The following is a 26,036-nucleotide window of genomic DNA, read 5'->3' on the forward strand; positions in this document are numbered from 1 at the left end:
GAGTTCCTTCGGTGCTTCACGGCGAAGTCGGCGAGCGTGGTGGCGGGGCGGCCCAGCAAGTCAGGGATGGTCGGCTGCACAACCTTCCGCCGTCTTGACCACGACGCACTACGTCCACGTACTGGTGAGCCAGACCGCGTGCCCGCCAGTCCGGAACCCCCGAAGCGCTCAGCCTCGCGTAGAAGACCGGCAGCTGGAGGTAACGCACCCGGCACCCCAGGGCCTCCGTGAGGAGGCTGGCGATCTTCAGGAAGGAGCGAGGACGATCCTTGGTCAGCAGGTACGTCTTCCCGCCATCGCCGGCCTGCCCCTGCAGATCGAGATCGGCCAGGATTCGGGCAACCACGGCCGCAGTATCGGCCGTGGCGCCCATGCGGGGGCGCCGTTTCCGCTCGTCTGCGGCAGCGAACTGGCGGATCGCCGCCGCTTCGGTCGGCAGGTTACCGACGAAGGCGCCGGGTTTAAGAACAGTCCAGGCTGCGCCTGATGTACTCATCGGCCCGGGCGTGGTCATGCGCCCAGAGAATGGCTAATTCCGGGTTCGCATCCGAGATCTTCACCGCATGAGACACTCTCGCATCGACGGCGGCATCGACGATACGGCGGTTCTGCCCGCGCTGCTGCAGCCCCGGCGGAGCGTTCAAGAACAGCTGATCACACTCACGCAACGCTGCACGCAAGCCGTCGCTGTCGTCCAGGCTGCCCTGAGCAGCGTCGATTCCGCGGCCTAAGAAGCCACGTACCTGTTCGGCACGTCGGCACATCACCCGCAGATCGGCGCCGCCAGCGAGCAGCTCGTCGGCCAGGGCGCGACCGATGGCCCCGATGACCAGCGAGCGCCCCTCAACGTCACTCTGCGCAGAGGGCAAGTACATGGGTAGGGATTTAGACATGCCCACCTTACGGATAGCAGGAACCTGATAGTGAGGGAATGGAAGACCCAAGCGGTGGCAAGCCGATGTGAACGTGCCCCCTCAACACATCGACGGCCTGGGCAAGTGGTTTCTGATCCCGCCGCACGCTAGGCCGAACGCGAGCTACCAGATTTTCGCCCCGCGCGGCATCTCTCCCGTGCAGTTCGGCGTGCAATGCCACCCGTCCACCGGGGCCGTGTTCACCCAGGCTGATCTGGCACGTGAGGTGCTGGCACGCCCACAGTCGATCAGCGGTGTCCTGGACGGACTGGTGGAGCGCGGTGTAAGCCGCTGCGAAGGGGCCGGGCCAAAGGACGCCGCAATCCCTGCCCTTACCGACCCGGGGCACGCTCTGACGCAGGAGGTCTGGCCCGCGGTGCAGACCGAGAACCAGCCGGATCAGCTGGGGTTGCTTCGGGAAGAAACAGACACGCTGAACGCGGTGCTCCCGCGCTTGGCCCCTAGCAGGACGAACAATCCATGCGCGTGATGGGGTGCCGACAGCAACGGGCCCTCGCGAGTACTAACGCTTCAAGCCCGCGGACCCCCTGCAATACATCCCTGCGCCTCCGCTAGGCGCCGGCCAGGCCCTGGTTGAGGGATCCCGGTCTGGCCGGCACCAGCGGCCCCGAGAGAACCTGGGAGAGCGTTCCTGCGGGAAATATCACCCTGATGACATCCCCGCAGGAACTGCGCCCCTCCCAGTTGGGGCACTCATGACACGAATGAGCATCGGTTCCGGTTCAGCTGCTCACTCAATGAGCGGCTCTTGCCCTGACCGGCTACGAAGCGACCGTCTCGTTCTCGGCGGCAATGACGAGGTGAAGGGTACGCATAACCCTCGACACCCCGGAAAACCGAGTGCCGAGCACCAAGGCCAGCAGCCTCAGACAGGCGTTCGGGCATCCTGACACCGGCGCGCTCGTCGTCACCGACGCGACCGGGCGCGAATCCTGAGTGCTGCCTGCACGATGAGTTCTGCCGGCTTCGCCGGTCCTTCCTGCGGAGCCACCCGCAGACTGGAGAAGCCCGATGCCCCGCTACATGATCTCTTTCGACGAGGGCACCATGATCTTTACCCCGGAGGAACTGCCCGAACTCGCGAGAGCCTCGATGGCAGTGGTGAGAGCGGCCCAGGCCGCGGGAGTGTGGGTGTTCGGAGGCGGGTTGATCCATCAGGGGAGGCAGGTGGTCGCCACCGACGGGTCGGTTACCGACTACGTGGGTGACGCAGTAGAAGAAAAGGCCCTGGGAGGCTTCTCGATCGTGGACGTGCCCACCAGGCAGGAGGCGCTGGAGTGGGCGGCCCGGATCGCCGTCTCCTGTCGATGCCCCCAGAAAGTCCACGAACTGATGCCGGATCCGCAGGTGTGAGCACCCTCGTCCCTCTAGGCCTTACCCAGGTCCAGGATCAGGCGGCCACGGATGCCACCTCGTTCGACGAGTCCGTGCGCCCGCACCACCTCGTGCATGGCCAGCACCTCGCTCACGACCGGGCGGATCTGCTTTTGCTCGACGTAACGGGTGAGCGCCTCCAAGTCGGCCGCTGAAGGATTGTTCGTGAACGCCCGGGTCCTGGGTGCGAGCACCCCGAGGAAGGAACGCAGCAGATGATCCGGGTCTAGCGCCAGGGTGACCAGCCGCCCCTTCGGGCTCAGCTGCCGACGCAGGTCCGACACCTGCGTGCCGACCAGGTCGAGGATCACGTCGAACTGTTTTAGCGTACGCAGTGGCGTCTTCTTGTAGTCCAGGACGACGTCGGCCCCCAAGGACGTCGCCAGATCGCCATGGCGTGCGTTCGCCAGTGCGGTCACGTGAGCACCCAGGGCCTTACCCAGCTGCACCGCCACGACTCCCACGGCGCCGGTGGCGCCCCGAACCAGTAGGCGTTGGCCCGGGCCGAGAGTGACGCTATGGGTCAGCGCCCGCTGGGCGGTGGTTCCGGCAACAGGAAGAGTGGCCGCCTCGATGGCGCTGATCGAGTCCGGGATGCGTGCCACCTTCTCCTGCGGGACAGCCACGAACTCCGCGACGCTGCCCAGTTTCATGTGCGGCATGACCCCGTAGACAAGCTCGTCGACAGCCACCCGGCTCACCCCCTCTCCCACTGCAGCGACCCGCCCGGAGAAGTCACCGCCCACGCCCCGCGGAAACCGGCCCGGAACGATCTTGCGCAGTTTGCCCTGGCGGATAGCCATCTCGACCGGGTGAACCCCCGCGGCGTGCACCTCGACGAGCACCTGCCCGGCTCTGGCCACAGGTGGAGGAACCTCGAGCACCCGCAGCACCTCGGGCGGACCAAACGCTTCGTAGCAAACTGCCTTCACGGCACCCTCCCTGCGAGCACGGGACTACGCGACGGGCCGCGGTGAGCAAACCCCTACACCCTTTGACACGCCTGGGTCGACGAGGAGGTTCACGCATAGCCCAGACGCCCAGCAGAAAGATCGAATTCAGGACGAGTGTGAGGGCCGGGCCTCTGGACCTCACCGAATGGTGTGGGGCCTAGAAGGGGAGGGACCGCTCAGCTCCCGCTGAGGGCGGCGAAGATCTTCTCGTACCGTTGCTGCGGGTCGAGCGTGAGCCCGGACTTCACAAACTTCGCCCAGTCGTCCGCCAGGACCTCCTGGGCCCCCGACTCGATCGCATCCAGGCCCGCGCCCGCTAGGTCGGCCACCGGGACCTTCGGCGCCTCCAGGCCCTTGCTCATGTCCGTGTCGACCAGGCCCATGTACACGCCGACCACATGCGTCCCCTGGGGTGCGAGTTCGAGGCGCGCATTGTCGGTCAGGCTCCACGCTGCGGCTTTCGACGCCGCGTAGGCGCCGGCCCCGGGAAGGGTGAACCAGGACAGGGCGGAGACGACATTGAGGATGGCGCCGCCGCCGTTGGCCTTGAGGACGGGGGCGAAGGCACGGGTCAGCAGCAGCGCACCGTAGAAGTTGGTGTCCATCTCCCGCCGTACGGCCTCCTCGTCTCCCCCGATCAGCGACGTACCCGTGGAGATGCCGGCGTTGTTGATCAGGACCTGCACGTCACCGGCGCGGCGAGCCGCGGCCTCGATCTGGCCGCGGTCGGTGATGTCGAGCCTGATCGGCTCGACGCCGTCGGCCTGGATGGAGCTCTCGTCCCGGGCGGCGGCGTAGATCTTGCCGGCTCCGCGCTCCTTCAGGAGCCTGACGAACTCGGCCCCGATGCCCCGGTTCGCTCCGGTGACGAGCACTACTGCGTCCTTCAGCTCCACGACAGTTCCATTCTGTAGCGATCACTATTGATGTCGGGGACGCTACCACATTCCATAGCGATCACTACGTTATGATGGGTGCATGGCCGGCCGACCCCGAAGCTTCGATCGCGACGCAGCCCTGGCGGCTGCCGTCGAACAGTTCTGGCGCGAGGGGTACGACGCGACGTCGATCGCGACGCTCACCGCGGCCATGGGCGTGTCGCCGCCGAGCCTCTACGCGGCGTTCGGGGACAAGCAGCGTCTGTTCGAGGAAGCCTCGGCCGAGTACTTCCGGCGCACGTGCGAGGGACTCGACCAGGCGGCCGAACTGCCCACCGCGCGCGAAAGCATCCTGCGCATACTGGACGACACCGCCCACGCCCACACCGACGTCCAAACGCCTCCCGGTTGCCTGATGCTGACCGAGCCACGGCTCGCCTCACAACGCGAGGAGCTTCATCAGCGGCTCGTGAGCCGACTGGAGCGCGGTGCGAAGGACGGCGACCTTCCGCCCGGCACCCCCAACGACCGCCTGGCCTCGTTCCTCGTGGCGATCCTGCGCGGCATGTCCGGCTGCGCGCGGGATGGCGGCACCCTTGAGGACCTGCAGGCCATCGCCGAGACCGCAATGGCGGCCTTTCCTCCCCAGGGCTGATCATTCGATCCCGGCCCGCACTTCAGAGACCAGGCTGAACGCCCGATGTTCGCGAGGTGGCGGATGCGGAGGTCGGGGTGCAGCGGGCCGAGATTTCCGGCGAGGACGCGCTCCTGGCCGAGTACGAACTGCCCGAGGAAGCTCCACAGGAGCAACTGCGGGCCATCACCCGGGTGGCGGCCGCCGTGTGTGGTACGCCCTCGGCGGTGGTGAACCTGCTGGGCGGATGCTTCCAGCATCAGGTCGGATCAATCGGTTTCGACGGCGGCCGCTCCGATCTGGGCGACTCGATGTGCGCTCGGGCGATTTGCGACCCGAATCTGCGCTACACGCCGAATGCCCAGCTGGAACCGGCTTTCCAGAACAACCCCTGGGTGAACGGGGTGCTGGCACAAGTACGTCTGTACGCCTCGGCGCCGTTGTTGCTGCCGGACGGCCGGGTTCTGGGAACCCTGTGCGTGTTCTCCTCCGAACCGGGGCAACTCAGCGAGATCCAGCGCGCCGCCCTGGTCGATCTGGCCGACCAGGTCGTGACCCTGTTCGAGTTCGCCCGGGTCTCGCGGGAGTCCCAGCAGTTCGCCGAGGACGCCGAGCAGCGTGAGGCGCTGGTCAGTGCGGTCCTGGACACCATCGACGTCGGGGTCGTCGCCTGCGACCGGCAGGGCCGGCTGACGCTGTTCAACGGGGCCGCCCGCCAGATGCACGGCCTGGACGCCGATTCCAGCCTGGACCCGGAGCAGTGGGCGGACAAGTACAGCTTGTTCGCCGAGGACGGCGTGACCCCGTTGCCGGCCGAGGACATTCCGCTGAACCGGGCGCTGAACGAGGGCTATGTCAGCGACGCTCTGATGGTGATCGCACCGGCCGGCCGGCCCACGGTCACGGTGCGATCGGCCGGACGTACCCTGCATGGCGAGACGCTGGGCGTCGTGGGTGCGGTGGTAGCCATGACGGACGTGAGCGTTCTGCGTCAGCAGGCCCGGGAGCTGGCCAAGGCCAGGGACGCGGCCGAACATGCGACCCGCGCCAAGTCGGCGTTCCTGGCCACCGTCAGCCACGAGATCCGCACCCCTCTGAACGGCGTCCACGGGATGCTCGAACTGCTCCTGAACGACGAACTCGATGCCGAACAGCACGAACGGGCCCGCATCGCCCTGGCCAGCGCCCGCACTCTGATCGCCCTGCTGAACGACATCCTCGATCTCAGCAAGGGCGAGGCCAAGGAGACGACCCTTCGGCCGCGGCCCATCGATCCGGCGCACCTGGCCCATGAAGTGGCCGACAGCGTGCGGGGATCCGCGTACGTGAAGAACCTGAGCGTGGACCTGATGATCGGCGAGGGCGTTCCCGCCCAGGTCGAGGCCGACCCTGACCGCCTGCGTCAGATCCTGCTCAACCTTCTGGCCAACGCGGTGAAGTTCACCTCCACAGGAGGCGTGAGCTTCACCCTGGACGTGCCCCGGCCCAAGCACCTGCGCTTCATCGTCGCCGACACCGGCCCGGGCATCAGCGCGCAGGAACTCCCGAACCTGTTCCGCCCTTTCCAGCAGGGTGCGGCCGGGGCCACCCACGGCGGCACCGGCCTGGGCCTGGCCCTGTGCCGCCAGCTCTGCGAGCTCATGGGCGCCACCATCAACGTGACCAGCAGCCAGCCCGGCGGCACGACCTTCACCATGGACCTGCCGGTGACTGCGATCTCACCGCATCAGCTACCAACCCAGTCGCAGCACTCCGGCGTGCCGTCCCAGATCCCGCACCCGCCCGCAACTGCGCCGCGGGTCCTGTTGGTCGATGACGACGACATCGGTCGCCGGGTCGCCAGCGCCTACCTCAACCAGCTCGGCGCCGAGGTGACCACCGCCGGCGACGGGGCCGAAGCACTCGCCATCGCCCAGGACGGCCACTTCGACCTCATCTTCCTGGACCGGCACATGCCACGTATGGACGGGCTGCAGACCAGCCGGGCCCTGCGCGAGAACCCCCGCACCCGCGACGTGTTCATCGTTGCGCTCACCGCCGCCGGGGAGGACCAGAGGGACGAATGTCTGGAGGCCGGTATGGACGACTATCTGACCAAACCCATCAATCGCGCCAGTCTTGCGCGTCTCTTCGAAACGATAGACGCCGCAATGCCATGAAACCAGCGGCGGTCCCGCAGCCTGCCGCACCCCATCCGTCCGCAGCCGCAAGTCACGGTGCTGCAGAACGAGCCCGGATGGTTGGCGACATCCAGGTAGATTGAGTCCGGCGTCGACCGGCGACGGCCCAGAAGGCGGTTTCACCCCGGATCAGGGGGCTCGGCATCCGAAAACCGTGCAACCCAAACGATGAATGACGTAGGACAGCAACGCGGCCGAAGCGGAAGAAGTAGCAGCGCGCCCCCTCGTTCTGGGGAATTCGCCCCGGGCTGTAGAGCGAGCAGCCAGCCTTCTCCGACCATGCTGATGTGTGCTGATATAGCGGGTGGCGAGCGGCCAGGCAGGCCCAGAAATTCTCCCGATTGTTCATCTCGGCCAGTTCCGCAGGGCAGAGATTCGGTGGGCGGGCCCTGCAGCGGCATCAGAGGTAGCAGTTCATGCGACGGCACGAGCGACTGCGCGGGTGAATTGCAGGGTTGCGCCTCAGCGATCCTCGTCACGAGAAGCACCGTAACGCAGGCCTTTCAGAAGGAGGCCGGCTATCTGCCGGGCCTCCTCCAACCACCCTCGCTCACCTACATGGCACAAATGCCGCCAAGGGCCTGCAGGAGGACGGGGCAAGGCACATCACCGCCTACGGTGCCGGCAGCGTTGCCGACTCAAGCAGGCGAGTCAGAGCCTGCCCCATCCGGGCCCGGGCGTCATCAAAGACCGGTGAGTCCGTGGCCATAATGCCCCGCAGGGCCACGAGCATCCCTTTTCGTAACGGCTTGTCTTATTAGGGCAGCTTCTTGTAGCACGTGATGGCGGCGCCGAGGGTGAGAAAGGCTGCGAAGTGGGAGGCCTTGCGTTCGTAGCGGATGGCCAGGCGGCGATAGCCGGTGAACCAGGCCATGGTTCGTTCGATGACCCAGCGGTGGCGTCCGAGTCGCTCCTTGGACTCGACGCCCTTGCGCGCGATCCGGGGCACGATCGCTCGCCCTCGCAACCACACGCGGATCCCGGCGCAGTCGTAGGCCTTGTCCGGGTGCAGCTTGGCCGGTTTGCAACGGCGTGGCCCGCGCGGCAACCGGATCGCGGGAATTGCTCTGACCAGCAGCTTTAGGGCCGGGCTGTCGCTGGTGTTGGCCGCGCTGAATGCGACAGACAGCGGCAGGCCGTTGTGGTCGGACAGTGCGTGGGTCTTCGATCCGGGCTTGCCTCGATCGACCGGGCTCGACCCGGTCAGGGACCTCCCTTTCCCCTTCACGCTCGCGGCATCCACTTGCTGAACCGGCGATGCGCGGTCTGGCACTTCACGCCGAACGACGGCGGAAAACACCACCAGGCAACACCGCTGGCCAGGACGAAACCGAATCGCCGTGAACATCGCCCGGTCCTCCACCCGAGGCCGGCCACCACCCTGCGGCCGGGTTGGAGCCTCGGGGATCAGCGGCTACACGATCACCCAGAACTCATCCAGGACCAGACGGCGAGACAGTTCATCCACGCCGCCCCACCATGCCAAAACGGCCAGTTCGTTCCTAATGAGACACGCTCTAAGAGCCGCTTAAACGAAACTGCTATGTGAATCATGCCGGCCTGCTGAGCAGCGAGAGTGAGCAGACGGTCAGCGGACCCGGTCGCCATGATCGGTGGGCGCGGGCACCGCACCGGGAGCAACGGAGTTTCCTCCGTCGCAGCGGTCACCGGCAAGATCTGCCGGGACCGCCGCGGCATGTTCAACGAGACAGGAGGAGCCGACCTTGATCGACAATCGCCGTGCTTGGGGTGGTCAGCATCCTCACTTTCACCAAGCGGAGAGAATTGCGTCCGCCAGCGCCGCCGGATTCGAAAGGAACGGCGAGTGCGAGGTCTGCAGCGCTACGACATTGGTTGCGGATGTGGAGACTTCGTCAATGTCTTTCACAAAACGGCGCTGCAGCGGTTCAGGGATCGCGCGGTCCTGCGTACAGATCACGTAGGTGTGGGGGACGCTTCCGCCCCGAGACGCCGTGACCCTCACCTGGTCCAGCGACGGCAGGAGGGGCGCATCGCTGGAAAGCAAGCTAACGGCAGCAGCGGCGGTCGCCACCTCCACGTCACCGTAGAAAAGTTCACGGAAATCGTTAAGCAGTGATGGATTGCCGGTGTCGTAGCGTAGGGCTCCCACTGCTGCTGGGTCACCCACCAGGAGGTCGGTCACACCGGAACCGGCGGCCTCGGGCAGTGCCGCGTAATCGATCACGGAACCGGTGATAGGGGCGTAGGCGCTGACATACACGAGGTGCGCGAACAGTTCAGGAGCAAGTTCGGCGGCCTGCGTTGCCACGACTCCGCCCATGCTGTGGGCCACCACGACGCACGGTTCACCGTCGCCGATCAGGCGAATCTGTTCGATCAGTGTGGAGGCCGCGGAAGCTGTGGTGACACCGGATAACGGAGAGGACTCACTGGCGAATGCTTCGGCGTCGAAGGGCCTCGCCCATCGCGCTTTCGGAGACCGGCTACTTAGGCCGTGTCCGGCCAGATCGACGGCAACCGATGGGACGCCGTGGGCAGCGAGCTGAGCCGTGAGAAGCGACCAGCACCAGCTGCCATGCCAAAACCCGTGAACCAGGATGATCGTACGCATGTTCGTCTCTGTTCTGGGCCGTCAGGCCCTTCGTGTGGATGTACAGACAAGATGCGCGCCGATGCAGCAAAGTTCGGGAGTGCGCGAAATTTAATCGGTGGCGTTGAAGACCCGTAGAGTGGCGACCTGATCGTCGTCGTAGGCGAGCATCCAGGCCGTGCGGGGTGGGCAGCCCGTGCGGGAGTTCAAAGGCTTTCGGATGTTCATCTCCCAGATGGCAACCGTGCTGCTGGAGACTACAGACGTCAGGTGGAAGCGGACGCCCTCCGCCATGCTCGGGTACAAGAGCCTTCCGATGTCCTCGATTCCGTGGAACTGGCGGCCATTGGCCCAGACGGCCTGGACGTCAGCGCGCCAGTAACGACTTAGCTCCGAATGAAACGTTCCGGCGTGCAGACCCATGATTGCGACGCGGGCCTCGTGCACGCGGCGATCGTTCAGGCGTGTAACCCCGGATCGCACAAGGCCGTCGGCCTCCAACAGGCTCACGGAGAGTCGACGACGGCTATCGCTGAGTCGGCTACGGACGGTGCCCACCGGTATTCCACACAGGGCAGCGATCTGGTCGTACCGGGTAATGGTGGAGAAATAGCGCAGCATCGTCACTGACCGCAGAGCGTGAGGTAGCCGTTCCAGGGCTTCCCACACCCGGTCCCTTTCGGCGTGCCGTTCAAGCACCGCCTGCGGGTCGGCCATCTCAACGTTGTGAGGCAGGAGGGCAGGAACGGCATCCAGTGCGGTCGTGGTGACCCGGCGCAGCTTCATCCGACAGTTGTTCCGCACGATCATTCGCAGCCAAGCACCCACCGCCAGCGGATCACGCACATCGCCGATGCGGATAAGTGCCGTCAGCATCGCATCCTGCACAGCATCTTCAGCGTCGTGCACGTCTCCCAGCATTGCCAGCGCCACCGCGAACATGTCAGCCCGTTGCTCGGCGAGCAAAGCTCCGAATGCCCCGGCCTCACCGGCTTGCGCAGCGCCGACCAGCGTCGACTGTCTCGCCTCGTCGAGGAGGGAGGACGCAGTACATCTCATGCCAGCATTCTGCACATGTTGCTCTCTTGATCAACTCCGGCCGGGCCGCTCGGCGGATGCCGCCGGAATCAGTGTGGGACTCATTCCAAGTTCCGAGGCGCGCTGAGGACGCAAGGAGGCGATCGTGTGCCACGGCAACGCCCCGTTACCACGCAAACCATCCGAAAGTGACCAATGTTGTCGGCACCGTCCGATCACTGAATTGATGTCATCCTGGTGAATTACCCTGCCCGGCTGGGGTTTGAACGGCCTTGACCAGGTTGGTGGCGTCGCTGGGGCTGGATCGGATCTTGCGCAGGATGCGCCAGTTCGTCAGCTGGGCGTTGGCGCGTTCGCCGATGGCGCGGATGCGGGCGTGAGCGGTCTTCGCGGCCCTCTGAGCAGCGGAAACAGGTTTCATCGTCTTCATGGCCGGGTCCTGGCGGCCGCCGCGCAGCGGGGTCCGGACGTTGTCGGGCGAGCCCTGGTAGGCGGTGTCGGCGAAGGCCGTCACCTCGACCTTGGCCAAGGCGGTGAAGATCTCGTGGTGGCGGGCGACCCTGATGTCGTGGACGGAGCCGGGCAGCGCGGGTAAGACCCAGATCAGCCGGCCCGCTGGGTCGGCGATGACCTGGACGTTGACGCCGTGGGTTTTCCACATCCCGCTGCAGAAGGGCCGGTCTCGTTTCGAGGCCATCATGACCCGGTCGATCCGTAGCAGACTGTCGTCCAGAATCACGAACGCCTTGCCCCCGAGCAACCTCGATCGCCTCTTCCAGCGTCGGCGACGCCACCGCGTCGCAGCAGGCGCCATCGCGCAGAGCAGATCGATGCCCTCGCCCACGTACCGGTAGACGGTGCGGATCCCGATGCCGAAACCGCAAGCCAGGTCGGCATAGGTCTCGCCTCTGCGCAGGTGGGCCAGGACCAGCAGCACCTGCCGCCCTGGTTCCAGACGGCGCCAACGTGAGCCCATCTCGCGGCGGGTCCGGCGGATCGCCGCGGACAGCAGATAGCAGATTCAAGGCGCGACCAGACACAGCCATGCCCGACAGGTAGGAAAGCATGTGGAGCCCCTAGTGGTGCGGATGATCTAGACAATTCCCTTCCCACCAGGGCTCTTTCGCATCTCGGACCAGGGGTCAGGCGCCAAGATCAGGATGACAAGGGCTCATTCTCGACGCCGACCGTGACGTTGACCGCCGGCGAAGCCAACCGCAAGTCTTTTGACCACTTGATGCCCGCTGATGGGAAGCAGACCGCGCGCCGATTGGGCAGGTGCCTCTTGCTCACTCGGCCACCGACGGTTGCCTGCTGGATTTCAGCGCGCAAATCCTCGCATTCTGCCTGGCCGACCCCATTTTCCGCCATGGCCGCACCGCCGCTGGGGCCGGTTCCTCCAGTCCAGCGGTCCCAACCCGGTCCCTGCGCCGGCGAGCAACTGCTCAGGGAGCTCCACGTTAGACATCATTCTGATTTGGGATGAACCTTACAGGGCCGAGGAGCCGTGATCTTTTTGTCTACACCCACAACGAAAGGACCGTCATGCGACTGACCGCTAGAATGACGATTGCGTTCCTGGGAGTCACCACACTGCTGCTGTCGGGCGCCTCTTCGGCTTCCGCGCAGTCGATCGACGCGCAGGAGAGCCCTAGTACAATGTCGTCTTCGCAATTCGTCCGCGCAGATCCACCCGGAGTCACCTCTGGGACACCAACTGGTTTCACCCCCGCTGGGTCTGACCAGCAAGCATTCCAATCGCTGTGGAATATATTCTGCAACAATGGCGTTGGCGTTGATTACCTAGCCGTCTTTCCGCAGAACGGATCGACGACAACGATCGTGCAACCGAACCAGTGCCTCCCGATCGAACTATCTCCCAACGAGCCATACATCCTTCGGGTTCTGCGGCGGAACAGCGCTGAATACAAGGACTACGCTGGGTACATCGTCAAATGCGACCGCTACATCGCTCTTTCAGGTACCTACGAGCAGACCAGCGTTCCGACACCGAATAAATGCTGAGCATCGCACCACGAAGATCTAACCACGGCATGTGCCATGGTCCGGCCAAGCGTAGAACGGGCCGGCTGGCTGCGCTTGAACGGTCAGCCCATGCCTGACGAACCACGGCTCGACAGGAGGATCGTGGACTCGCCCAGAGGCAGGGTATCTGGTGCGTGGCGAAACGATGCTCCTGACGCACCTTCCTGCGCCTCGGCCCTGATCGGCTAGTCCCCCGGGAGCAGATCCAGGATGACCAAACCCTCCTGGTCCCAGTCATAAGAGTCATTAATTGCACGACCAGACCAGTGCTGTACGTCGGCATGCCGGCCGCCAGCGACAGGCGCCGGGAAAGGTAGACCAACCGACATCTGCAGGACTGCTCTCGGGTGGCTGCACTAGGCAGGCTCCCGGCCGTCGCTACGAAGCTCCGGCCGGGAGCCGGGCGAAGAGGTCAAGGGATGCTTGCCTTCCGAAAGTCTTGCGTGGCGCTTGGTTCAGCTTCTCGCTGATCCGCTGGAGTTCCTTGGGTGGAATGAAGGTTGAGGTCGTTCCTTTGGTGAAGTAGAGGGGAAGCAGCCCGTCCGTGTTCTCGTTGCTGTCCCGCTGCCAGGGGCGGCCCGGTCGGAAGAAATAGATGAGTATCCAACCGCTTGGGTGACCATGTGGACGAAGGGCCATCTCAAAGCCTTGGTCCCAGGTTAGAACGTCGTAGGTGATCGGGTAGCAAGCGAAGAGCGAAATTAGTTGTTCTCAGCGGGTTTCCGCTAGTAAAGTCCCATCCATGGGCAGCAGGATGGTAAAGCGGGCTGTTCGTTCGACGAGGGTGCCGATGGCCGAACGGTTGCAGGAGCCGACGATCAAGTTCCTTTCCAGACGGCCTGTAATGGAGCGGGTTTCAGCCTTAATCGGACGATCTTCGTTATAGCGAACGATGAAGCGAGGTCGGTGCGCGTCGCCAGGTCCGAAGCACGACCCGTGCCTCTCGCTCGAGTAGATCGTCTCAATGGCATTTCGTCGGCCGTGCTTGGTTCGTAGCTTATGGGCGCTCTGCTCCGGACTCCAGCGCTTATCCACGATGCCGTGCGTGAATGAAAGGGTGCCGACCGATCAGATGTCGCACTGGCTGCAGCCTTCACTGCTCCTAAGGCAGGGCCGGTTTCGCCACCCGGGGCGGCTGCGTGCGGATGACCGGGCGGTCCTGGAAGCGATCGTGTGGGTCGCGCGCACGGGTGTGGGGTAAAACCGGGTCCTGATCTCGCTGTTCGGCGTCTCGGGCGCCACCTGCTGACGGCGCCTGGACGAATGGCACGAGGCCAGGCTTTGGCAGCAGCTGCACGAGCAGTTCTCGGGTGAGCTGCGCGCGGCCGGCAAGCTGGACCTGAGCGCGGCCATCGTGGGTTCCTCTCACACCAAAGCCCTTACGAGGGGTTGTCTCTACGGTCCTGCCAAGCAACAGCGATAGCTGCTGCAGCCCCGGCCGCAGGCCGGGGCTGGTAGGGCTTGCGGTCGCAGAGCATGGCGAACAGGACGTCTGCGCGGCAGCGGGCCAGGCAGATGCCGAGCACGGCCCCAGCCTGGGCGTTTACCGCTGGTACGTCGAGCGATCCTTGCCTGGCTGCACGCCTCCAAACGCCTGCGCACCCGCTGCGAACGCCGAGCCGACATCCTCGAAACCTTATATCCATTGCCTGCTCAATCATTTGGCTACGACTGCTCATTCTGAACTGATCCTTTACTCAACAGGCCCGGCAACCCGAGCAGCACCCCTGCGCTGGGAAGCGCTGCGGTGGCTGCTTCGGGCCATCCTGCGTCACAGCCCCCCGCATACAGGAGCCAAAAGCTGACAGGCGAAGCCACAGCTCTTAATCGGATTCGCGCAGCTCTCAGCCCAGCGGGTCCCGCACCCGGAATGAACGGTCAGCGTGGAACTGTTTGGACCCGTCGTCCTGGTCCACCCACAGCTGCAGGCCACGGTGCCGCAGGAACCAGCCCGGATAGTTGGCGGCCTCCAGCCAGATCGAGTCCGCTGTCGACCCGGCGCCGGCGCAGAAGGTGGCATCGCCCCGGAACAGGGCGGTCCCGGCATCCGGGGCGCTGCGCAACCGCCACGACGAATGACGCAGGTACTCACCGTCGGCGAGGCGGAAGGAGTAGCAGGTCGGATCGGACAGACCCGCGACGACCTCGAACGTGGCCCGGGTACGAGCACTTTTGCCGCTCGTGGGTCCGACTTCGTCGATGATGGCGCCGGTCTCGCTGGTCGAGGCGTAGAAGCCGCCCATGTTGACGGGTTCCAGCGAGACCCGTCCGAGATCCAGTCGCCCTGCCGGCCTGGTCGTGCTCGTGGCCACGGGTTTCGCCAACCGGGGACGAGGGGTTGTGTCGACCGGGGACGACGTGGGCACCGGCGCCGGATCCGTCACCACAACCGGAGGCGACGGAGAGAAGTCCGGCCAGTTCACGGTGCCGACCATCGCGCCGGTCACGACGGAGCCGGTCAGGAGTATGACGGAAACTGGGTGCGCGGCAGCCGTCTGGAGAACGTGGGCGCTGAGACCCGCCTTACCACCGAGCGCGCCGCCCGTGGCTGTACCCGCGGAGAACTTGTCGAGCAGGGTCGTGGCCAGGGCGACCGGGACGGGGAGCAGGACCAGGCCCACCAGCAGCCCCTCGGGGGCGATCAGGCCGTTCGCCGCACCCAGGCAGGTCGGGCAGGTGCGGGTATGCCGCAGGATGCGTTTGCGCCACACCGGCTGGGGCCTGCCGTCCCACCTGTGCAGGGCACGCTCGAGGTCGGCGCAGCGGGGCCGGCTCTCGACGGCTGCGGTGAGGCTTCGGGTCAGTTCGAGTTGGGCGTGCATGCGCTGCACGCGCACGGTGGCGTGCGCGACGCTCACCCCCAGGGCGGTAGCCAGGTCGGCCCGGGTGAGCTGGCCGGTGACTTCGAGCCACCACAGCGAGAGCAAGGTCTGGTCGTCAGGGCTGAGCCACTGCTGGGCGCGCACCAGCTGACGACGCTGATCGGCCACCTCGAGGTTGAGCACCGTCGCGTCCTCGAACTGCACGGCGAGCGCCTCTTCGTCCTGGGTGAGCTCCTCCAGGGCCGCGGTGCGGGCGGTCTGCCTGCTCCAGCGATGCTGGTGCGTGCTGATCTGGCGGATGGTGATCGCGGCCAGCCAGGCCCGGAAGCTCTCCGGATGGTTGAGTCTGGGCAGTTCCCGCAGGGCCCGCAGCATCGTCTCCTGGACGACGTCGTCGACCTCCGGGCTGCCGCTCAGAGCCCGCCGGACGATGGTGTAGACGAACGGCAGGCGCGCATCGAGTAGCGCTTCCAGGGCTCGTCGGTCGCCGGCCTGGGCCGCGACGACCCGGGCTGTCTCATCAGGGTGGCTGGTCTGCATTTCCATGTCGCTGTCGGTCGGAGCGGCCAGGGCCGCGCGCCGGTGGGGAACTGACTCTGAACGAGGGCGTTGGTGGAGTCAAGCCGCGGTGGTCACCGGGCGCCCTTGCGACCACTGCGGGATCGGCCGTATAACAAGAACTCAGCACATTCTTTCCACCGCCGTGTCCGCTCCGGCCCTGACATTCCCTTAGTCAAGGATTGCTGAACTCAAGAACAAGAACAATGGACGACCGGACGGGCACCCGGCCCAAAAAATTCTTTTCAGAAGTTGTTATCTCGAATACCTCCGCCTGGTCGCCGCCGTGAACTCGACAGACCGGACCACCCGTCACAAACCTTTTCCCAGATAATTGCGAAGACACCTTGCAACCACTCTGAACAGGCACGATGTCGAAAAGACCGATCGCCGGGCCGTGAGCACGCTTGTCTCGGCGAAAGGGCTCTGCCAGCATTGAATTACGCCGATCCAGACCCGGACCGCAAAGAAGACCATTGCATCCGGATCCCTTTGGCCCAGGTTAATTCTTGCCCTTCGAGTGACCTGCGCCGCCCCGTAGGTCGCCGACCGCCGACCCTTTTCAGCTCCGAGAGGCACCCAACTCATGACCGTCACCGTCCCAACCGACCGGACCCCACGCGTCCATTGGTGGAAGGCCTGTGTGGCCACCGCAGCCGCCGCCCTTCTGGGCGGGGTGACCCTCGCCGTCGCCGCGCCGGCCGAAGCTGCCACCACGCTCGGCGCTTCGGCAACGGCCAAGGGCCGCTACTTCGGCGTCGCCGTCGCCGGTGGCCGGCTGAGTGACTCCACGTACAACCGGATCGTGACCAACGAGTTCACCTCGCTCACGGCCGAGAACGAGATGAAGTGGGACGCCACCGAGCCCTCGCGCGGCTCGTTCAACTACACCCGGGGCGACCAGATCCTGAACAAGGGCGTGGCCATGGGGGCCAAGGTCCGGGGGCACGCTCTGCTCTGGCACTCCCAGGAGCCCGGCTGGGCCCAGTCGATGTCCGGCAGCGCCCTGCGTAGCGCCGCGATCAACCACGTCACCCAGGTCGCCACCCACTACAAGGGCAAGATCTACGCCTGGGACGTGGTCAACGAGGCCTTCGCCGACGGCGGCAGCGGTGCCCGGCGCGACTCCAACCTGCAGCGCACCGGCAACGACTGGATCGAGGCCGCGTTCCGTGCAGCGCGGGCCGCCGACCCCGCCGCCAAGCTCTGCTACAACGACTACAACACCGACGGCATCAACGCGAAGTCCACAGCCGTCCTGAACATGGTCAAGGACTTCAAGGCCCGTGGGGTGCCGATCGACTGCGTCGGCTTCCAGAGCCACCTGGGCACCAGCATGCCCGGCGACTACCAGGCCAACCTGCAGCGCTTCGCCGACGCCGGCGTGGACGTGCAGATCACCGAGCTCGACGTGGCCCAGGGCTCCAACCAGGCCAACACCTACGCCGCAGTGACCAAGGCCTGCCTGGCCGTGTCGCGCTGCACCGGCATCACCGTGTGGGGTGTGCGCGACAGCGACTCCTGGCGCACCGGTGAGAACCCGCTGCTGTTCGACAACTCCGGCAACAAGAAGGCCGCCTACACCTCGGTCCTGAACGCCCTCAACACCGGCACCAGCACGGGCGGCAACACCGGTGGCGGCAACACGGGTGGCGGCAACACGGGTGGCGGCACCGGCGGGGGTTCCTCGGCGATCGACACCAACGCCTCCTACGTCCTGCTCAACCGCAACAGCGGCAAGGCGCTCGACGTGTACAACCTCGCCACCGACGACGGCGCCCGGATCGCTCAGTGGTCCCGCAACGACGGCACCCAGCAGCAGTGGCAGTTCGTCGCCTCCGGTGACGGGTACTACCGGCTGAAGTCCCGCCTGTCGGGCAAGGTCCTGGACGTCTACAACTGGTCCAAGAACGACGGCGCCCAGATCGTGCAGTGGGGCGACCGCAACGGCGCCAACCAGCAGTTCAGCATCCAGAACGTCGACGGCCACATCCAGCTGATCAACCGCGACAGCGCCAAGGCGCTGGAGGTCAAGGGCTCGGCCAAGACCGACGGCGCCGACGTTGTGCAGGGCACCGACACCAACGCCGCCAACCAGCAGTGGCAGCTCACCCGCGTCGGCGCCACCACGACCCCCGTCACCACGAGCCCTACGGCCGGGTGCACGCTCCCGTCGACGTACCGCTGGACCTCAACGGGATCACTGGCCAACCCGAAGTCCGGCTGGGCCTCGCTGAAGGACTTCACCACCGCCCCCTACAACGGCAAGCAACTGGTCTACGCCACCACCCACGACAACGGGGACAAGTGGGGTTCGATGGCCTTCAGCCCCGTCTCGAAGTTCTCCGACCTGGCCACCGCCACCCAGACCCCGATGAACTCGGCCACGGTCGCTCCCTCGCTGTTCTACTTCGCGCCGAAGAAGATCTGGGTGCTCACCTACCAGTGGGGCCCGACCAAGTTCTCGTACCGCACCTCCTCCGACCCCACCAACGCCAACGGCTGGTCGGCCGCCCAGACCCTCTTCACCGGCAACATCACCGACTCCGGCACCGGCCCGATCGACCAGACCATCATCGGTGACGGCACGAACATGTACCTGTTCTTCGCCGGCGACAACGGCAAGATCTACCGCGCGAGCATGCCGATCGGGAACTTCCCGGGCAGCTTCGGCTCCAGCTCGACCGTGGTCCTGAGCGACACCAAGAACAACCTGTTCGAGGCCCCCCAGGTGTACAAGGTCCAGGGGCAGAACCAGTACCTGATGATTGTGGAGGCGGTCGGCACCAACAACCGCCGCTACTTCCGCTCCTTCACTGCCACCAGCCTGAACGGCACCTGGACCCCGCAGGCCGCCACCGAGAGCAAGCCCTTCGCAGGCAAGGCCAACAGCGGTGCCACCTGGACCGACGACATCAGCCACGGCGAGCTGATCCGCACCAGCGCCGACCAGACCATGACGGTCGACCCGTGCAACCTGCAGCTGCTGTACCAGGGCCGCAACCCCAGCTCCGGCGGCGACTACGGCCGTCTGCCCTACCGGCCGGGCCTGCTCACCCTGCAGCGCTGAAACCCACTCCCCCATCTGAGTTCATGACCGTGCCGGCCCGTCGCCCCAGGACGCGGGCCGGCACGCTCAGCCAGGAAGGCACGACATGACGCACGATCAGAACCGGACGAGTGGGCGCAGGCTGCTGGGCCGCCGGACCATCCTGACCACCATGGGCGCGGTACCGGCCCTCGGCGTGGCCGCGCTCGTGGTCGGCGCCAACCAGGCCTCAGCCGCCCCCGCAGCCATCAACCCCGCAGCCCGCCGGCAGACCATCCGAGGCTTCGGCGCGATGACGCACGCGGCCTGGATCGGCGACCTCACCACGGCGCAGCGCGACACCGCGTTCGGCACCGGCGAGGGCAAACTCGGATTCTCCATCCTGAGAATCCCGGTGGGCGAGAAGGAAGCGGACTGGAGCCGTGACCTGGCCACCGCCAAGCGGGCAGTCGCACTCGGCGCCATCGTCTTCGCCTCGCCGTGGAACCCCCCGGCCTCGATGACCGAGACCTTCACCCGCGGCAACCAGACCAACGCCCGTCGTCTCAAGGCCGGTTCGTACGCCGCCTACGCCAAGCACCTGAACGACTTCACCGTCTACATGCGCAACAACGGGGTGGAGCTGTACGCCATCTCGATGCAGAACGAGCCCGACTACGCGCAGGAATGGACGTGGTGGACCACCGCAGAGATCACCCGCTTCCTGCGTGATCACGCCGGCTCGATCAGCACCCGGGTCATCGCCCCGGAGTCGTTCCAGTACACCAAGTCCCTGTCCGACCCGATCCTTAATGACGCCGCGGCGCTGGCCAACGTCGACATCCTCGGGGCGCACCTGTACGGCACGCAGTACTCGAACTTCGCTTACCCCCTGTTCAAGCAGAAGGGGGCAGGCAAGGAACTGTGGATGACGGAGGTGTACTACCCCAACAGCAACACCAACTCGGGCAACGCCTGGCCCGAGGCCCTGGACGTGGGCGAGCACATCCACCGCGCCATGGTGGACGCCGAGTTCCAGGCTTACGTGTGGTGGTACCTGCGGCGCAGCTACGGCCCCATGCTCGAGAACGGGCAGATCAGCAAGCGCGGCGCTCTGATGACGCACTTCGCGCGCTTCGTGCGCCCGGGGTATGTGCGCATCGACGCCACCGCGAACCCGGCCTCAGGCGTGCTGGTTTCGGCCTACCGTAACGACAACACGGTCGTCATCGTGGCCATCAACAAGAACACCTCCGCGGTGAGCCAGCAGTTCGCCCTGGCCAACAGCTCCACCTCGGGCAGCGTCGCCAACTGGCTCACCGACGCCACCCGGAACGTGGCCCCCCAGGCAGCCCTGGCCATGTCCGGCGGTTCGCTCACCGTCTCTCTGCCCGCCCGTAGCGCCATGACTTTCGTGGTGCCTCTGGGCACAACCCCGGCTACCACCCCGAGCACGGGCGCCAACGAGACGTACAAGCTGGTCAACGTCGCCACCGGCCTGGTCCTCGGCGTGCAGAACATGTCCAAGGCCGACGGTGGCCTGGCCGTGGTGTGGAACGACGCCAGCACGGCCGACCACAAGTGGGTCAGAGTCACGGACGGCACCGCGTTCCGGTTCCGTAACGCCCACAGCAACAAGGTTCTGGGCGTGCAGAACATGTCGAAGGCCGACAGCGCCCGCGTTCTGCAGTGGGACGACAACGGCACCGCCGACCACCGCTGGACCCTGGTGAGCAACAGCGACGGCTCGTACCGCATCCGCAACGTCAACAGCGGCAGGGTGCTCGCCGTGCCCGCCGGCTCCAGCGCCCGGGGCACTCAGGTGGTGCAGTACTCCGACAACGGCAGCGTCAACCACAACTGGCGCCTGGTCAAGGTCAGCTGACCCAGATCTGCTCCGGACTGTTCTCAGCTGCGCGGTCCGGAGCAGACGGGTACTGACTGCCGGTGAGGACGGCCTCGATGAGATGCGTCCCGGGGGTGGAGGTTGCGGTCTTGAACTGGGCGGCCAACTCCTCCACGGTGCCGGCGCGGGTGGCGGGTACGCCCATGCCTTCGCTGAGGGAAACGAAGTCGAGGTGAGGACCGACCAGGTCGATCATCGACGCCGCCTCCGGTCCCTCAGCCCGGGCGCCGACACGTTTCAGTTCGGCGCACAGGATCGCTTAGGCTCGGTGTTCAGGATGACGGTGGTGATGTCGAGGCGCTCACGGACGTGGGGCCAGAGCGCCGAGAGCGTGTACATGGCACTGCCGTCCGCCTCCAGGCAGACGACCGGGCGCTGTGGGCAGGCAATGGCTGCCCCCGCGGCCAGAGGCAGGCCCTGACCGGTGGCCAGGCCGGTCAGGCCGAGCACGCAAGGCAGCAGCTTCGATGCCTGCGTCGTCAATGTCGACCGGACCCCGGACGACTCAGTCCGGGTACGGGACCGGGGGTGCCGGCTTCGTTGGAGTAGTTCGGTGGGGTCTACCTCGACCAGAACGGGCTCAGCCTGGTCGACCCGGCCTGCGGCGGTGCCGTCTCCCAGCCGGCCCAGACTCGTCTCACCGCCCGCGGCTCAGCATCCGGAGTCCGGATTGTCCTACTGGTCTCGGGCACGCTGGCCGGCGCCACGGGCTGTTCCTGGCCGCCTCGGGCTCGACGGGTTGCAGCCCTGAATGTCTGCCGTCGGAACTCACGCCTGCAGCAAGTGCCGGCTCGTGCCGGCTCGGGCCGGGGTTTACTTTCCCCACTCCTGAACCTTCGGGCGCAGTTCAGCGTGGAGAGAGGTGGCCACGGTCGGCATGCCTAGCGCAGACACCGAGATCCATCAAGGGGGGTTTGCCCTCTTCGCACAGAGGGACAGCACCCTCCGGAGGAGGGATGTCCCCATATCTGCAGTGCGGCCGTCCTTGGAATCGTCGGAGCATGCTGCAGACCGCGCTGCCTCCGGCAGTTCACGATCACCCGGACAGCCCGGCCCTTGTGACCCGCCCCTGTCCAGCCGGGCCAGGACCGGACGCCGACGAACAACGCCTGGCCGACCTCATCCGCACCCACCGCCCCGCCCTGCTGGCGTTCGCGACCCGTCTGGTGGGTGGCGACAGCGCCCTCGCCGAGGACATCGTGCAGGAGACCTTCGTACGGGCTTGGCGGCGGATCGACCGGATGACCCCGGAGCAGGGCTCGGTCAACTCCTGGCTGCACCGGGTTGCCTATAACATTGCGATCGATGGGCACCGGATGCGCAAGGTCCGGCCCACCGAGGTGGAACTCCTGTACCAGGACGCCTCGCTCGGGCAGAGCGTCCCGGACGAGACCGACCGGGTTTTGGCGCAGCTGGTGGTGCGCGACCTGCTGGCCTCGATCTGGCCCGAGCACCGCGCCGTGGTCGAGCAGGTCTACCTCAAGGGACACACTGCGGCCGAGGCCGCCGGCGTGCTCGGCATCCCGGTCGGCACAGTGAAGAGTCGCCTATTCTACGCCCTTCGTACCCTTCGTGGCGACGCCGTGCGGATGGGCCTGCAGGAAGCCTGGTGAGCACCGGCCAGGCGCAGCAGCAGAGCGTGCCAGTCGCCCGCGTCCGCTAATTCCGGGGTCGCCGTCCTCCCAGATCGATCGGCAACTCCTGGCCGCTGCCCCCGTCCACACCTTCCCCACTTCAGCCACAATTACCTCCGCACCCGTACGGACCGCGGATCCAGGTCGAGGACCGGTGTCTCCTCGCACCACGGGCCGGTAACTCACCGGCTTCACCGCCGGGCACGGATATGAACCCGTGCGACCCGGCATCCGTGATAGAGGGAACGCATAAAGGAGCGCTGATGTCCGCCCACCCGCCCAGGTCCGGCGCCTGGTGGCGCGAGATCACGACCGCGGCCGTGGCTGCCGCACTGTGTCTGCTCGGCGGGGCGGCGCGCGCCGACGGCTCCCTATCGACTCCCCCACTGACGGCGTACCTGATCGCCGCGGTGTCGGGCGCAGTGCTTCCGTTACGGCGGCGGGCGCCGGTACCTGTCATGGTGGTACTCATCGGCTGTGGGCTACTGGTGACGGCCGACGGGCTGCTGCTGAGCCCGCTGACCGTGGCTCCGGCGGTGTTTGCGGCCTATTCCTACGCGCTGAGCGCCCGCTCCGAACGCCGCACACTGGGCGCGATCTCGCTGGCAGCGGGAATCCTGGTGGTCGCTTCCGCGCCGTGGGCCGAGGGGCTATCGTCGCAGGACATCAGCAGGCTGGCTGCAGTGGCTGCGTTCCCGCTGGTGGCCGCCGTGTTCGGGCACTCTGTGCAGAACCGCCGCGCCTACCTGACCGCGGTGGAGGAACGGGCCCGCCGGGCCGAGCAGACCCGCGAGGACGAGGCCCGCCGACGGGTGGCCGAGGAACGGATGCGCATCGCCCGGGAGCTGCACGACCTCGTCGCCCACCAGATCACCCTGGCCAACGCGCAGGCCACGGTGGCCGCCCACGTCTTCGACACCCGTCCCGAGCAGACCCGGGCCAGCCTGGGCGACCTGGTCCGCACCACCCGCCATGCCCTGGACGACCTGCGGGCCACGGTCGGCTTGCTGCGACAGTCCGGTGACGTGGAGGCGCCCGGCGAACCAGCTCCCGGCCTGGCCCAGATCCCTGCCCTGCTGGAATCGTTCCGGCTCGCCGGCCTCGACGTCTCCCTGCAGCAGGAGGGCGCGGCCCAAGCTCTGCCCCCGGCCATCGACCTCACCGCCTACCGCATCGTCCAGGAGTCCCTGACCAACGTGACCAAGCACGCCGGCACCGCCACCGCCCGCGTCCACCTCACCTGGAACCCCGATCACGTTCGCGTCGAGATCAGCGACGCCGGTGGCCCGGCCCGCGCCGAACGCCCACCCGGCTACGGGCTGATCGGGATGCGGGAACGGGCCACGGCCGTGGGAGGACGCCTGTGGTCGGGTCGCGCGGCCGAAGGCGGCTGGTCAGTGGTGGCCCACCTACCGGTACCGACAGCCACAGAGGAGCTGCGATGACGTTGCGGGTGCTGCTCGCCGACGACCAGGCCCTGCTGCGCGAGGCCTTCCGGATCCTGCTCGACAGCGCCGAGGACATCACCGTGGTCGGTCAGGCCTCCGACGGCCGTGAGGCGGTGCAGCTGGCCCGGCAGTTGCGCCCGGACGTGGTGATCATGGACATCCGGATGCCCGAGGTAGACGGCCTGAACGCTACTGCCCAGATCAGCACCGACCCCGACCTGAGCGAGTGCCACATCCTCATCCTGACCACCTACGAGACGGACGAACACGTCGCCCAGGCCCTGCGGGCGGGGGCCGGGGGCTTCATCGGCAAAGGTATCGGGGCCCAGGAACTCATCGACGCCGTCCGCACCATCGCCGAGGGCGAGACTCTGCTCTCCCCCGCCGCCACCCGTTCCCTGGTGGCCCGTTTCCTGGCCACCCCGAAGAACACCGACAGCGCCTCGACCGAGGAACTAGCCACGCTCACCCCACGCGAACGCGAGATGGTGGCCCTGGTCGCGACCGGCCTGTCGAATCCCGAGATCGCTGAGCAGATGTTCCTGAGCCCTTTCACCGTACGCGCCCACGTGCAGCGCGCCATGACCAAGCTGGGCGCCCGGGACCGCGCCCAGCTGGTGGTCATCGCCTACCGCACCGGCCTGGTCTACGGCGGCCAGACCTAGCTCAGGCCCAGCCGCCCCGATACATCTCATGCCCGGACGCCGAAATCTGGTAGTTGAACGGCGGAATGGGCCGGACGGGGCGCCGGGGTGGGCATGCTGATCAGCTTTTGCAACCGGGCATTGCGCTGGTGCAGAGCCTTTTCCGTGACCGGGAAGAGCGTGGCCGCACCATTGTTGACCAGAGCCTGGTTGGCCGTGACGAACGGCCGCATACGGTGTTCGTAGTCAACCAACGCCCGATCGATGTCGGGCTCGGCGTCCAAAGCGTAGGCTAGGAGGTACGCCCCGACCAGAGCCAGGCTGGTGCCCTGGCCGGTGAGGAACGACGGCGCGTAGGCCGCGTCCCCGACCAGCACCACCCGTCCTCTCGACCAGTGCGGCATCCGGATCTGTGCGGCCGTGTCGAAGAACAGGTCGTCCGCCCCACGCAGGGCCGTCAGAAGAACTGGAACCTCCCAGCCCGCCCCTGCGAAGGCTCGCTCCACCAGATCCCGCTGGGCCTTTCGATCACGTAGTGCCCCGGTCGGCATCTGCGGCTGGTGGAAGGTCAGGAAAGCCTGCAGCTCGTCTCTGCGTTCTCCCACCGCGTACAGTGCCGCCGCCTGACCGGGGGCATTCCACATCGTGAGCTCTCGATGCATCCCGTAGGTGTTCGGCACCGTGAAGAGGGCGAAGCAGTAGCCCAGGTAACGGTGGAAGTGCTCCTCGGGGCCGAACGAGCGATGCCGGGTCTGCGAGTGCATGCCGTCGGCGCCGACCACTAGGTCGAAAGTGCGCCTCTGCCCACTCATGAATGTCACCTCGGCACCGGTCCCGGTCTGAACCACAGTCTCGACGGCGTCCCCGAACCGGAACTCCACCTGGTCACGCACCAGGCCGTACAGGCCGGCGGCCAGGTCGCCCCGGCGAACTTCCAGATCCCGCCCGGCCACACTGCCGGCCACTGCATGCGGGTCGAGCACAGCGACGGTGCCACCGTCAGGACCGAGAAACGTCAGGTGCCGCGAATCAGTCTGCACCTTCAGCAGTTCCGGAAGCAGCCCCATGCGGCGCACCACCTCCACGGCCGTTCCGCGCACATCGATCGGATAGCCACCTCCGCGCACCGCCGGGGCCCTCTCCACCACCGTGACGGTGAATCCGGCACGCTGCAGCCAGTACGCCGTTGCCGGGCCGGCGATGCTGGCTCCACTGATCAGAACGCTTCTCATGCCTGCTTTCCCTTCTGAGTGCGGCGCAGTGCCAGCAATGACAGTCCGGCGACCAGCCCGGCCACCACGAATCCGGTGGTGAAGGCCGACTCGCTGGGTAGTTCGGTCGCCGGGTCGGTACCCAGCGCCAGGATCGCCCCGGCCACCTGCACCC

The 26,036-nt window shown here is 66.4% G+C and carries 18 protein-coding genes and 4 pseudogenes; 10 read left to right on the forward strand and 12 right to left on the reverse strand.

Features of this window, described 5'->3' with window-relative positions; genetic code table 11:
- Positions 1–16: 16 nt before the first annotated feature.
- On the reverse strand, positions 17–514 hold the full coding sequence (locus QSK18_RS20620; protein WP_285621994.1) for a Rossmann-fold NAD(P)-binding domain-containing protein: 498 nt from the start codon (positions 512–514) through the stop codon (positions 17–19).
- A complete protein-coding gene (locus tag QSK18_RS20625) occupies positions 462–875 on the reverse strand; it encodes an SDR family oxidoreductase (RefSeq protein WP_285621999.1) in 414 nt (137 codons plus the stop codon). Before QSK18_RS20625 ends, QSK18_RS20620 begins: the two co-directional genes overlap by 53 nt.
- 85 nt (positions 876–960) lie before the next feature.
- Between QSK18_RS20625 and QSK18_RS20630 the strand changes: the two genes are divergently transcribed.
- Both QSK18_RS20630 and QSK18_RS20635 read left to right on the forward strand, forming a co-directional pair.
- Positions 961–1,404 (forward strand): MarR family winged helix-turn-helix transcriptional regulator, encoded by a 444-nt coding sequence (locus QSK18_RS20630; protein WP_285622004.1) that lies wholly within the window; start codon positions 961–963, stop codon positions 1,402–1,404.
- Positions 1,405–1,946: 542 nt separating this feature from the next.
- On the forward strand, positions 1,947–2,288 hold the full coding sequence (locus QSK18_RS20635; protein ID WP_285622005.1) for a YciI family protein: 342 nt from the start codon (positions 1,947–1,949) through the stop codon (positions 2,286–2,288).
- Between the two features lie 14 nt (positions 2,289–2,302).
- On the opposite strand, the gene QSK18_RS20640 is transcribed toward QSK18_RS20635, so the two are convergent.
- Both QSK18_RS20640 and QSK18_RS20645 read right to left on the reverse strand, forming a co-directional pair.
- Positions 2,303–3,241, reverse strand: coding sequence for an NAD(P)-dependent alcohol dehydrogenase (locus QSK18_RS20640; RefSeq protein ID WP_285622008.1), 939 nt, complete (start codon positions 3,239–3,241; stop codon positions 2,303–2,305).
- A 197-nt stretch (positions 3,242–3,438) separates the two neighbouring features.
- The gene (locus tag QSK18_RS20645) at positions 3,439–4,158 is read right to left on the reverse strand and encodes an SDR family oxidoreductase (RefSeq protein ID WP_285622012.1); all 720 of its coding nucleotides are present in this window, start codon (positions 4,156–4,158) and stop codon (positions 3,439–3,441) included.
- Between the two features lie 82 nt (positions 4,159–4,240).
- On the opposite strand from QSK18_RS20645, the gene QSK18_RS20650 reads away from it, so the two are divergent.
- Entirely contained in the window at positions 4,241–4,795 is a 555-nt protein-coding gene (locus tag QSK18_RS20650; protein WP_285622015.1) for a TetR/AcrR family transcriptional regulator, read from the forward strand.
- A 56-nt stretch (positions 4,796–4,851) separates the two neighbouring features.
- A complete protein-coding gene (locus tag QSK18_RS20655) occupies positions 4,852–6,933 on the forward strand; it encodes a hybrid sensor histidine kinase/response regulator (protein ID WP_285622018.1) in 2,082 nt (693 codons plus the stop codon).
- A gap of 778 nt (positions 6,934–7,711) precedes the next feature.
- Here the strand turns inward: QSK18_RS20655 and QSK18_RS20660 are convergent.
- From QSK18_RS20660 to QSK18_RS20680, 5 genes and pseudogenes are all read right to left on the reverse strand, one after another.
- Positions 7,712–8,365 (reverse strand): annotated as a pseudogene (locus QSK18_RS20660) (IS5 family transposase).
- Positions 8,366–8,722: 357 nt separating this feature from the next.
- A complete protein-coding gene (locus tag QSK18_RS20665; protein ID WP_285622021.1) occupies positions 8,723–9,547 on the reverse strand; it encodes an alpha/beta fold hydrolase in 825 nt (274 codons plus the stop codon).
- Positions 9,548–9,637: 90 nt separating this feature from the next.
- Positions 9,638–10,585, reverse strand: coding sequence for an RNA polymerase sigma factor (locus QSK18_RS20670; RefSeq protein WP_285622024.1), 948 nt, complete (start codon positions 10,583–10,585; stop codon positions 9,638–9,640).
- Positions 10,586–10,793: 208 nt separating this feature from the next.
- Positions 10,794–11,631, reverse strand: a pseudogene (locus QSK18_RS20675) (transposase family protein).
- A gap of 1,690 nt (positions 11,632–13,321) precedes the next feature.
- Positions 13,322–13,645, reverse strand: coding sequence for a hypothetical protein (locus QSK18_RS20680; protein ID WP_285622027.1), 324 nt, complete (start codon positions 13,643–13,645; stop codon positions 13,322–13,324).
- Positions 13,646–14,133: 488 nt separating this feature from the next.
- Between QSK18_RS20680 and QSK18_RS36285 the strand changes: the two are divergent.
- Positions 14,134–14,299, forward strand: a pseudogene (locus tag QSK18_RS36285) (IS5/IS1182 family transposase); the annotation flags it as partial.
- A gap of 155 nt (positions 14,300–14,454) precedes the next feature.
- On the opposite strand, the gene QSK18_RS20690 reads toward QSK18_RS36285, so the two are convergent.
- Positions 14,455–15,978 carry a sigma-70 family RNA polymerase sigma factor gene (locus QSK18_RS20690; protein WP_285622030.1) on the reverse strand — a complete coding sequence of 508 codons (1,524 nt, stop codon included), beginning with the start codon at positions 15,976–15,978 and terminating at the stop codon, positions 14,455–14,457.
- Between the two features lie 598 nt (positions 15,979–16,576).
- On the opposite strand from QSK18_RS20690, the gene QSK18_RS20695 reads away from it, so the two are divergent.
- Complete coding sequence (locus QSK18_RS20695; protein ID WP_285622033.1) at positions 16,577–19,060, forward strand: non-reducing end alpha-L-arabinofuranosidase family hydrolase; 2,484 nt, start codon at positions 16,577–16,579, stop codon at positions 19,058–19,060.
- Between the two features lie 85 nt (positions 19,061–19,145).
- Positions 19,146–20,903 (forward strand): glucuronoarabinoxylan endo-1,4-beta-xylanase XynC, encoded by a 1,758-nt coding sequence (gene xynC / locus QSK18_RS20700; protein WP_285622036.1) that lies wholly within the window; start codon positions 19,146–19,148, stop codon positions 20,901–20,903.
- Here the strand turns inward: xynC and QSK18_RS35985 are convergent.
- A pseudogene (locus QSK18_RS35985) lies at positions 20,896–21,374 on the reverse strand (thiamine pyrophosphate-dependent enzyme); the annotation flags it as partial. The gene xynC and the pseudogene QSK18_RS35985 overlap by 8 nt on opposite strands.
- Before the next feature lie 551 nt (positions 21,375–21,925).
- Here QSK18_RS35985 and QSK18_RS20715 point away from each other — a divergent pair.
- The 3 genes from QSK18_RS20715 (at position 21,926) to QSK18_RS20725 (ending at position 24,671) form a co-directional block, all read left to right on the forward strand.
- Positions 21,926–22,537 carry a sigma-70 family RNA polymerase sigma factor gene (locus QSK18_RS20715; RefSeq protein ID WP_285622041.1) on the forward strand — a complete coding sequence of 204 codons (612 nt, stop codon included), beginning with the start codon at positions 21,926–21,928 and terminating at the stop codon, positions 22,535–22,537.
- A gap of 284 nt (positions 22,538–22,821) precedes the next feature.
- Entirely contained in the window at positions 22,822–24,003 is a 1,182-nt protein-coding gene (locus tag QSK18_RS20720) for a sensor histidine kinase (protein WP_285622043.1), read from the forward strand.
- The gene (locus QSK18_RS20725; RefSeq protein ID WP_285622045.1) at positions 24,000–24,671 is read left to right on the forward strand and encodes a response regulator transcription factor; all 672 of its coding nucleotides are present in this window, start codon (positions 24,000–24,002) and stop codon (positions 24,669–24,671) included. The genes QSK18_RS20720 and QSK18_RS20725 overlap by 4 nt, the downstream gene beginning before the upstream one ends.
- Before the next feature lie 26 nt (positions 24,672–24,697).
- On the opposite strand, the gene QSK18_RS20730 is transcribed toward QSK18_RS20725, so the two are convergent.
- Positions 24,698–25,882 (reverse strand): FAD-dependent monooxygenase, encoded by a 1,185-nt coding sequence (locus QSK18_RS20730; protein ID WP_285622047.1) that lies wholly within the window; start codon positions 25,880–25,882, stop codon positions 24,698–24,700.
- Between the last annotated feature and the right edge of the window lie 154 nt (positions 25,883–26,036).

The sequence above is a fragment of the Kineosporia sp. NBRC 101677 genome (assembly GCF_030269265.1).
Lineage (GTDB): Bacteria > Actinomycetota > Actinomycetes > Actinomycetales > Kineosporiaceae > Kineosporia > Kineosporia rhizophila.

What these genes read in the sequence shown, in the direction of transcription:
- QSK18_RS20620 (WP_285621994.1), bottom strand. Translation starts at nt 514, where the DNA reads ATGACCACGCCCGGGCCGATGAGTACATCAGGCGCAGCCTGGACTGTT.
- QSK18_RS20625 (WP_285621999.1), bottom strand. Translation starts at nt 875, where the DNA reads ATGTACTTGCCCTCTGCGCAGAGTGACGTTGAGGGGCGCTCGCTGGTC.
- QSK18_RS20635 (WP_285622005.1), top strand. Translation starts at nt 1,947, where the DNA reads ATGCCCCGCTACATGATCTCTTTCGACGAGGGCACCATGATCTTTACC.
- QSK18_RS20650 (WP_285622015.1), top strand. Translation starts at nt 4,241, where the DNA reads ATGGCCGGCCGACCCCGAAGCTTCGATCGCGACGCAGCCCTGGCGGCT.
- QSK18_RS20665 (WP_285622021.1), bottom strand. Translation starts at nt 9,547, where the DNA reads ATGCGTACGATCATCCTGGTTCACGGGTTTTGGCATGGCAGCTGGTGC.
- QSK18_RS20670 (WP_285622024.1), bottom strand. Translation starts at nt 10,585, where the DNA reads ATGAGATGTACTGCGTCCTCCCTCCTCGACGAGGCGAGACAGTCGACG.
- QSK18_RS20690 (WP_285622030.1), bottom strand. Translation starts at nt 15,978, where the DNA reads ATGGAAATGCAGACCAGCCACCCTGATGAGACAGCCCGGGTCGTCGCG.
- QSK18_RS20695 (WP_285622033.1), top strand. Translation starts at nt 16,577, where the DNA reads ATGACCGTCACCGTCCCAACCGACCGGACCCCACGCGTCCATTGGTGG.
- xynC (WP_285622036.1), top strand. Translation starts at nt 19,146, where the DNA reads ATGACGCACGATCAGAACCGGACGAGTGGGCGCAGGCTGCTGGGCCGC.
- QSK18_RS20715 (WP_285622041.1), top strand. Translation starts at nt 21,926, where the DNA reads ATGCTGCAGACCGCGCTGCCTCCGGCAGTTCACGATCACCCGGACAGC.
- QSK18_RS20720 (WP_285622043.1), top strand. Translation starts at nt 22,822, where the DNA reads ATGTCCGCCCACCCGCCCAGGTCCGGCGCCTGGTGGCGCGAGATCACG.
- QSK18_RS20725 (WP_285622045.1), top strand. Translation starts at nt 24,000, where the DNA reads ATGACGTTGCGGGTGCTGCTCGCCGACGACCAGGCCCTGCTGCGCGAG.
- QSK18_RS20730 (WP_285622047.1), bottom strand. Translation starts at nt 25,882, where the DNA reads ATGAGAAGCGTTCTGATCAGTGGAGCCAGCATCGCCGGCCCGGCAACG.